This window comes from Variovorax sp. YR752, from assembly GCF_943372545.1.
On record NZ_CALRZC010000036.1, the window covers coordinates 39,418 to 48,743 of the forward strand.

The 9,326-nt window shown below is 71.5% G+C and carries 4 protein-coding genes and 1 pseudogene; 3 read left to right on the forward strand and 2 right to left on the reverse strand.

Going from position 1 to position 9,326, the window contains the following annotated elements; genetic code table 11:
* Nucleotides 1-2: 2 nt before the first annotated feature.
* Complete coding sequence (locus AAG801_RS11445; protein WP_341888471.1) at nt 3-1,112, reverse strand: septal ring lytic transglycosylase RlpA family protein; 1,110 nt, start codon at nt 1,110-1,112, stop codon at nt 3-5.
* Nucleotides 1,105-3,900 (reverse strand): bifunctional [glutamate--ammonia ligase]-adenylyl-L-tyrosine phosphorylase/[glutamate--ammonia-ligase] adenylyltransferase, encoded by a 2,796-nt coding sequence (gene glnE, locus AAG801_RS11450; RefSeq protein ID WP_341888472.1) that lies wholly within the window; start codon nt 3,898-3,900, stop codon nt 1,105-1,107. Before glnE ends, AAG801_RS11445 begins: the two co-directional genes overlap by 8 nt.
* A gap of 25 nt (nt 3,901-3,925) precedes the next feature.
* Here glnE and AAG801_RS11455 point away from each other — a divergent pair, with 25 nt between their 5' ends.
* The 3 genes and pseudogenes from AAG801_RS11455 to AAG801_RS11465 all read left to right on the forward strand — a co-directional run.
* Nucleotides 3,926-8,083: a YhdP family protein gene (locus AAG801_RS11455; protein WP_341888473.1), complete on the forward strand. Its 4,158-nt coding sequence runs from the start codon at nt 3,926-3,928 to the stop codon at nt 8,081-8,083.
* A complete protein-coding gene (locus AAG801_RS11460) occupies nt 8,080-8,898 on the forward strand; it encodes a carbon-nitrogen hydrolase family protein (protein WP_101490829.1) in 819 nt (272 codons plus the stop codon). Before AAG801_RS11455 ends, AAG801_RS11460 begins: the two co-directional genes overlap by 4 nt.
* 2 nt (nt 8,899-8,900) lie before the next feature.
* Nucleotides 8,901-9,326: pseudogene (locus AAG801_RS11465) on the forward strand (PAS domain-containing sensor histidine kinase); the annotation flags it as partial.

The following is a 9,326-nucleotide window of genomic DNA, read 5'->3' on the forward strand; positions in this document are numbered from 1 at the left end:
CCTCAGCGCCTCTCCACCACCATCGGCGCGATGCGCAGGCTGTCGCGCAGCTGCGTGACGGCTTCGCCCGCCGCATTGCGCGACGGGAACGGGCCGGCCTGCAGGCGGTGCGTGCCGGCTTCGCTGAACACGCGCAGCTGCGGCGCCAGCGTGGGCAGGCCGCGTGCGGCCTGGTTTCTCAGGCTCTCGGCGCCGTCGCGTTCGCGGAACGCGCCGAGTTGCACCCAGAAGCCGGCTGCAGTGGACGAAGGCGTCGACGGTACTGCGGGCGCCGCGATCGGGGCCAGCGGCGCGAGGTCCGTCACCACCATCGCTTCGCGCGGGCCGGCCGGTGCCTCGGGCGCTGATGGCGGTGCCGCGGCCATCACCGGCCTCTGCGGTGTCACGGGCATCGTCGCGGCAGGTGCCGCCGCAGCCGTCATCGCAACCGGCGCGACCCAGGCCGACGGCACGGCCACCGGTGCCGCCGCCACCCGGATGGGCGCAGGTGCAGGCGCTGGCGCCGCGGCATAGGCCGTGCCCGCATCGCGCCGCCAGGCGCCGGTGCGGATGTCTTCGTTGGTGATGCGCTCGATCTCCACCGGCGCCACGCCGCGCAGCAGATCGAGCTTCAGCGCCGCCGTGTAGCTCAGGTCGATCACGCGGCCGTCCACGAAGGGGCCGCGGTCGTTCACGCGCACGATCACTTCGCGCCCGTTGGCCGGGTTGCGCACGCGCACGTAGCTCGGCAGCGGCAGCGTCTTGTGCGCGGCCGTCATGGCGTACATGTCGTAGGGCTCGCCGCTGGCGGTCGAGGCCGCATGGAACTTGCGGCCGTACCACGAGGCGATGCCCGATTCACGGAACGGCCGGTCGTCGGTGATCGGTTGGTAGCCGCGGCCCAGCACCGTGTAGGGCTTGCTGGTGCCGCCGCTGCTGCGGATGGCCTCGATGCGGGGCTCGGCGTCGGGCACGCGGTCGAGGTCCGACGGGATGTTGGTGCCGGGGCCGTCGCGCCCACCGGCGACGCCACCACCGCTGCTGCGGGGTCCGCTGGCGCAGCCGGCCAGCACGAGCGCCGCGGCCAGGGCGCAGGCCGTCAGCGCGCGGGAAGCGAGGGCGCCGTCAGCCAAAGACCGCCTTCCACAGCGCCAGCATGGCGTCGCGCTCGGCGCTCAGGGCGGGCGGCGTGACCTGCGTCGGCTCTTCGTTCAGGCGCGCGCGGTGCTGCACGCGGCGCAGCTCGCGATAGGCGGTGGCCGCATCGCGGCCCACGCCGTCGGGCAGCAGCCCGGCCTGTTCGGCGCGCAGCAGCAGCGCGATGTTGCCCAGGTTGGGAATCAGCTCGGGGTGCGCGCCCGAGGCCGACAGCACCAGGAACTGCACGGCGAACTCGGCATCGACCATGCCGCCGGGACTGTGCTTCACGTCGAAGCGGTCGGCCTTCACGGGGCGGGCGCCGCGCAGCTTGTTGCGCATGCCGATGATCTCGGCCTTCAGCGATTCGCGGTCGCGCGGGGCGACCATCACGGCCTCGCGCACCTGGTCGAAGCGCGCGCCCAGTTCGGCGCCGTGGTCGGCGCTGCCGAGCACGAAGCGCGCGCGCGTCATGGCCTGGTGCTCCCAGGTCCATGCGGTGTTGCTGCCGCGGCCGAGCTGGTACTTTTCGTAGGCCTCGAAGCTGGTGGTGAGCAGGCCCGAGTTGCCGTTGGGCCGCAGCGCGGTGTCGATCTCGAACAGATCGCCCTCGCGCGTCTTCACCGTGAGCCAGTTGATGAGCTTGCGCACGTAGGCCGCATAGACCTCGCCGGCGCGCTCGTCGTCGTCGTCATAGACGAACACGATGTCCAGGTCGCTGCCGTAGCCGAGCTCTTTGCCGCCCAATTTTCCGTAGCCGATGATCGCGAACTGCGGCACCTCGCGGTGCCGGTTGCGCACATGCGGCCAGCACCAGCGCGCGGTCACGCGCAGCGTGGTGTCGGCCAGCGCGCTCAGGTCGTCGGCCACCTGTTCGACGGTGATGCGGCCGTCCACGTCGCGCGCCAGCGTGCGGAACACCTCGGCGTGGTGAGCGTGGCGCAGCAGGTTCAGCAGGCGCTCTTCGTCGGCTTCGCCGGTGCGGGTGAGCGAGGTGTGGCGCGCTTCGAGCTCGCGCTCGAATTCGTCGGCGATGAAGCGGCCCGAGAGCATCTCGTCGCTCGCGAGCTCGTCGATCACGCCGGGGTGCTGCATGAGGTAGCGCGCCGGCCATTTCGCGGCGCCCAGCAGGCGCAACAGGCGCTCCTGCACGGCGGGGCGTTCGACCAGCAGCGCCAGGTAGCTCTCGCGGCGCATCAGCGGTTCGATCCAGTCGGCCCAGCGCATGGCGGCATCGACGTGGCGCGGTGTTTGTCCTGCGCCGTCGCCGTCGGGCTCCTTCAGCCACTGGCCGGTGCGCTGCACCAGCTGGCGCAGGCGGCCGCGGGTTTCTTCGCGCAGCGCGAGCACGCGCGGCGTTTCGCACCAGTCGCGGATGCGCTCGGCAAACACGGGCGGCAGGTCGTCGAGCAGGTCGACCAGGTCGGCGGGCGCGGCCGATTTCTTGCCGTTGCACTTGCCGTTGCAGGGCTTCTCGCCGCCCAGCAGCTTGTCGAATTCCTGCGCCACGAACTCGCGGTGCGTGTCGAGCTGTTCGAGAAAAGGGCAGCAGTCGGCATAGCCCATCGACTGCGCGATCCAGCGCAGGTCGTCGTCGTTGACCGGCAGCACGTGGGTCTGCTGATCGTCCAGGTACTGGATGCGGTGCTCCACGCGGCGCAGGAACTCGTAGGCCGCGGCCAGCGTGTCGGCTGTGTCCTGCGGCATGAGGTTGGCGCGCGCCAGCCGCTGCAGCGCATCGAGCGTGGGACGCGTGCGCAGCTCGGGGAACTGGCCGCCGCGCACCACCTGCAGCAGCTGCACGGTGAATTCGATTTCGCGGATGCCGCCACGCGAGAGCTTCACGTCGTTGGCGCGCTCGGGGCGTCCGGCGCTGCGGCGCGCCGACTGCTCGCGGATCTGGCGGTGCAGGATGCGCAGCGAATCGAACACGCTGTAATCGAGGTAGCGGCGGAACACGAAGGGCAGCACCACGGTGCGCAGCGCCTGGGCCTGGCCGTCCTGCACCACGGCGCGCGGCGCGACCACGCGGCTCTTCATCCAGGCAAAGCGCTCCCATTCGCGGCCCTGCACCTGGAAATATTCTTCGAGCGCATCGAGCGAGACCACGCTCGGCCCTGAGTTGCCGTTGGGCCGCAGCGCCAGGTCGACGCGGAACACGAAGCCGTGCTCGGTCACGTCGCCGACCAGCGCATAGATGCGCTTCACGGCGCGCGCAAAGTATTCCTGGTTCGACAGCTTCCCGCGCCCGTCGGCATCGCCGGCCGTGTCGCCGTCGACGTCGTACAGGTAGATGAGGTCGATGTCGCTCGACACGTTGAGCTCGCGCGCGCCGAGCTTGCCCATGCCGATCACCCACAGCTGCGAGCGCTGGCCTTCGGGGCCGAGCGGCGCGCCGTGCTGGGCGTCGAGTTCGTGGCAGGCGTCCTGGCAGGCGATGTCCAGCGCCAGTTCGGCCAGCTCGGTCACGGCCGTGGTCACCACGGCGAGCGGGGCCTGCTGGTCGCAATCGAGTGTGACCAGACGTTCCATGACGAGCTGGCGCACGATGCGCAAGGCATCGCCGACGGCCACGCCACGGGCGCGCAATTCGTCGTAGGCGACGGTCATCGATTCGCGCCGGGGCTCGCCGGGCGGCAGCAGGCCGAGCTCGGCCGCATAGCGGCGACGCAGCCGCTGGACGAATCGGGAACTGGAAGAAAACGCGGAAGGCGTCGGATTGGATGGCAACTGATTCACACTGGTGTGGGTTGGCGCGGAACCCGGCTCTAGGCTGGCGGTCATAATTCCCGACACAGCGCGACCCTCAATGAACGACACGGCGTCTTCCCCTTCACGTCTGCTCCAAATCACCGCTGTGACAGCGCGCTGGCTATTGGGTCTGCTCTTCGCTGCGTGGCTTCTGCTGGCGCTGTCAGTCGTGGTCCTGCACGCGTGGATTGTGCCGCGAATCGGCGATTTTCGCGGTGCACTCGAGGCGCAGGCTAGCAAGGCCATCGGTGTCCCGGTGCGCATCGGCGCCATCACCGCCCGTTCCGAAGGGCTATTTCCGGCCTTCGAATTGCGCGACGTGGTGCTGCAGGACGCAGACAAACGCGAGGCCCTTCGCCTCGTGCGGGTGGTGGCGAGCGTGTCGCCGCGCTCGCTGTGGCGCCTCAATTTCGAGCAGCTCTACATCGAGGGCCCGCAGCTCGACGTGCGCCGCGACACTCAGGGAAAACTCCATGTGGCTGGATTGCACATGGAGACCGACACCACCGGAGAGACCCGCGCCGCCGACTGGTTTTTCGCGCAGCGCGAGTTCGTCATCGAAGGCGGCACCGTGCGCTGGACCGACGAGCAGCGCGGCGCCGAACCGCTGCTGCTGACCGACGTGCGCTTCGTGTCCCGCAACGGCTCGCGCCGCCACGGCCTGCGGCTGGACGCCACGCCGCCGGCCGGCTGGGGCGAGCGCTTCACGCTGCGCGGCCAGTTCCGTCAGCCGCTGCTGTCGCTGCGCAGCGGCCACTGGCAGACCTGGGACGGCCAGCTCTATGCCGACCTGCCCTACATCGACGTCACCCGCCTGGGCCAGTACGTCTCGCTCGACGCGCGCATCCGCGAAGGCAACGGCGCGCTGCGCCTGTGGGCCGACGTGGACGACGGGCGCATCGTCGGCGGCGCGGCCGACCTCGGCCTGAATCGCATCGACGCCTCGCTCGGCAAGGGGCTGCAGCCGCTGGTGCTGCGCGCCGTCACCGGCCGGCTGGCGGGGCACCTGAAGGCCGACACCTTCGAGTTTTCGACCACCGCGCTGCAGTTCGACACCGTCGACGGCATGCGCTGGCCCGGCGGCAACCTGTGGCTGCAGCACACGCCGACCAAGGGCCGCACGCCCGAGCACGGCGCGCTGAAGGCCGACCGGCTCGACCTCGCCGCGCTGGCCCTCATCGCCGACCGCCTGCCGCTGGGCGAGGCCACGCACCGCGTGCTGGGCGCCTATGCGCCGCGCGGCCTGGTCGAGCGCATCGACATGAACTGGCAGGGCGCGCCCGATGCCATCGCGCGCTACCAGGCCAAGGGCCGGGTCAGCGGGTTGCGCGTGGCGTCGCAGCCGGCACCGGCTGCATCGGCCGCGCCGAGTACGCCACCGCCGGCGGGCGCTGCCGCCGCGCCACCGCGCGTGCACCCCGGTACCCCCGGCCTCAGCGGCGCCACGCTCGACTTCGACGCCAGCCACACCGGCGGCACCGCCACGCTGACCATGGCCAAGGGCACGCTCGAATTCCCCGGCGTGTTCGAAGACCCCGTCATCCCGATCGACCGGCTCTCGACCCAGTTGCAGTGGAAGCTCGACAACGGCGCCATGCAGGTGCAGGTGTCGAAGCTGCGCTTTGCCAACGCCGACGCCGAGGGCGAGGCCGAGGCCCACTGGCGCACCAGCGACCCGGCCACCTCGCGCAGCCGCGCGCAGCACCCCGGCGTGCTCGACCTGCAGGGCAAGCTCACGCGCGCCGACGGCACCCGCGTGTTCCGCTACCTGCCGCTCGACATTCCGCAGCACACGCGCGACTACGTGCGCGAGTCGGTCGTCAAGGGCACGGCCAGCATCGTCGATTTCCGCGTGCGCGGCGACCTGCACGACATGCCCTTCATGGACCCGAAGCAGGGCGAGTTCCGCATCGCGGCCAAGGTGTCGGACGTGCACTACGCCTACGTGCCGCCGTCGCTCGCCGCGGCCAGTGCAGCCAGCACAACCCCGCCGTCGCGCACCGGCCCGCCCGCCGCGCCGCCGCCCGTGTGGCCGGCGCTCACGGGCGTGTCGGGCGAGCTGGTCTTCGAACGCGCAGGCATGCTGGTGCGCAACGCGCGCGGCCGTGTGGCGGGCGCGCCCGGCGTCGAGGTCACGAAGGCCGAGGTGCAGATCGCCGACATGTCGCACCACGCCGCCATGCTGCGCGTCGATGCGCAGGCCAAGGGGCCGCTGGGCGAGGTGCTGCGCGCCGGCGCGCCGCTGGCCGGCGAGGCCGGGCCTTTCCTGCAGCGCGCGCGCGCCACCGGCTCGGCCGACTACAAGCTGCGCCTCGACCTGCCGCTGGACAACGTCAACAACACCAAGGTGCAGGCCACCGTCACGCTGGCCGACAACGAGCTGCAGCTGGTGCCCGAGGCCCCGCCGTTCACGCAGGCGCGCGGCACGCTCAGCTTCACCGACACCGGCTTCTCGCTGGCCGGCGTGCAGGCCCGGCTGCTGGGCGGCGACGTGCGCGTCGAAGGCAAGGGCCGCTTCAGCGGACCGCAGCGCGAACTGGCGCTGAAGGCGCAGGGCACGGCCAGCGCCGAAGGCCTGCGCGGCGCGCGCGAGGTCGACTGGCTCGCGCGGCTGGCCAAGCACGCCACCGGCAGCACGCCGTACGCCGCCACCTTCTCGATGCGCGACGACACGCCCGAGTTCTCCCTCACCAGCAGCCTGCAGGGGCTGGCGCTGCAGCTGCCCACGCCGTTGGTCAAGACCGCCGAAGAGCAGATGCCCTTGCGCATCGAAAAGAAGGTGCTCACGCGCGACGCCCGCCACGTCGCCACGCAGGACCAGCTGACGCTCGAACTCGGCCGCGTCGGTTCGGTGCAGTACGTGCGCGAGCTGTCGGCCACGGGCGAGGCGCGCGTGCTGCGCGGCGGCATCGGCATCGGGCTGGCCGCGGGCGAGACGGCGCTGCCGCCCGACCGCGGCGTGTTCGCCAACGTCAACGTCGCCAAGCTCGACATGGGCGCCTGGCAGACGCTGGTGGGCACCAGCGCCGCGGCCGCTGCCGGCGAGCGCGCCGACGATCCCGACTTGGCCTACCTGCCCACGCGCATCGCCGTGCGCGCGCAGCAGCTGGGCATTGCGGGCCGCACCCTGCACAACGTGGTGCTCGGCGGCACGCGCGAAGGTGCGCTGTGGCGCGCCAACGTCGACGCCAGCGAATTGAGCGGCTACGCCGAGTACAGCCACAGCCAGGACGGCCGGCTCTATGCGCGGCTGGCGCGCCTGAAGATCGCGCCGACCGAGGCCACGCAGGTCGAGACCCTGCTCGACGAGCAGCCCGGCACCTTGCCCGCGCTGGACATCGTGGTCGACGACTTCGAGCTGCTCGGCAAGCGCCTGGGCCGCGCCGAGATCGATGCCGTCAACCGCGGCGGGCGCGAATGGCTGCTCAACAAGCTCGCCTTCAGCGTGCCCGAAGCCACCTTCACCGCCAAGGGCACCTGGGCCGCACCGGCGGGCGGCGGCGCGAACGCCGGCCAGCGCCGCACCACGGCCATGAACTTCAAGCTCGACATCGCCGACGCCGGCGACCTGCTCACGCGCTTCGGCATGCCGGGCGTCTTGCGGCGCGGCAAGGGGCGGCTCGAGGGCGAGGTGAACTGGCGCGGCTCGCCGTTCTCACTCGACTACCCGAGCCTGGGCGGTCAGCTGCAGGTCGACGTGGAGCAGGGCCAGTTCCTCAAGGCCGACCCGGGCCTGGCCAAGCTGCTGGGCGTGCTGAGCCTGCAGGCGCTGCCGCGCCGGCTCACGCTCGACTTCCGCGACGTGTTCAGCCAGGGCTTCGCCTTCGACTTCATCCGCGGCGACGCCAAGATCAACAAGGGCATCGCCAGCACCAACAACCTGCAGATGAAGGGCGTCAACGCCGCCGCACTCATGGACGGCTCGGCCGACATCGTGCGCGAGACGCAGAACCTGCGCGTGGTGGTGGTGCCCGAAATCAACGCCGGCACGGCCGCGCTGGTGGCCACGGCCATCAACCCGGCCATCGGCCTGGGCACCTTCCTCGCGCAGTGGGTGCTGAGCAAGCCGCTCGCGGCCGCCGCCACGCAGGAGTTCCACGTCGAAGGCACCTGGGCCGACCCGAAGATCACCAAGGTGCCGCGCTCGCTGCAACTGCCCGGTATGTCGGGCGCGCCCGCGACCGGCGAAGCCAGGAAAACGGAGACCACGCAATGAAAGTCGCAGCCATCCAGATGGTGTCCGCCATCACCCGCGAAGCCAACCTCGTGCGGGCCCACGCCCTGCTCGGGCAGGCGGCGCGCGACGGCGCCGAGCTCGCGGTGCTGCCCGAGTATTTCTGCATGATGGGCGCGCGCGACACCGACAAGCTCGGCCTGCGCGAGACCGCCGGCGCGGGCACGGTGCAGGGTTTCCTGGCCGATGCGGCGCGCGAGTTCGGCCTGTGGATCGTGGGCGGCACGCTGCCCATCGAGAGCGACGACGCCGACCACGTGTTCAACAGCTCGCTGGCCTTCTCGCCCGAAGGCAAGTGCGTGGCGCGCTACGACAAGATCCACCTGTTCTTCTTCGACAACGGCACCGAGCACTACGACGAGCGCCGCGTCATCGCACCGGGCGCGCAGCCCGTGGTGTTCGACCTGCCTTCGCGCGACGGCCACAGCTGGCGCGTGGGCATGAGCGTCTGCTACGACCTGCGCTTTCCCGAGCTGTACCGCGCGCTGGCGGGGCAGGGCGCCGACCTGATGCTGGTGCCCAGTGCGTTCACGCGCACCACAGGCGCCGCGCATTGGGAGGTGCTGCTGCGCGCCCGCGCCATCGAGAACCTGGCCTGGGTGGTCGCGCCCGCGCAGGGCGGCACGCACGAGAACGGCCGCCAGACCTGGGGCCAGTCGCTGGTCATCGACCCCTGGGGCACGGTGGTCGCGCAGCAGGCCGTCGAAGAGGGCGTGGTGCTGTTCGACCTCGACGCCCGCCAGGTCGAGCGCACGCGCGCCCAGCTGCCCGCGCTGTCGCACCGCGTGCTCGCCTGACGATGGCCGACGAGGCGCTCGACGTTCCTGCACCGCCGCCGCCGCAACAGCAGCCGCAGCGCCGGGGATGGGTCGTCGCCTTCGCGCGCCTGCGCTCGCTGTGGAAGCGCTGGTTTCTGTGGCTGTTGCTGGCGGTGCTGGTGTCGGCGCTGCTCGTCACCGTCGTGTGGCTGGCCGGTCGGCACGAGGTCGAGCAGGTGCAGGCCGCGCTCGAGCGCGACACCGCCGATGCCGTCGTCGACCTGCGCAGCGGCCTGCAGCGCAATGCCCAGAGCCTGCGCGCCACGCTCGCGCCCGGCATGGAGCGCACGCACTGGGCCGACCGCGCGGCGGCGCAATTGCGCGAGCACCGCGAATGGCTGCGGCTCGAATGGCGCGATGCCGACCTGCGCCCCGTCGAGGCCGTGAACACGCCCTACCGCACGCGC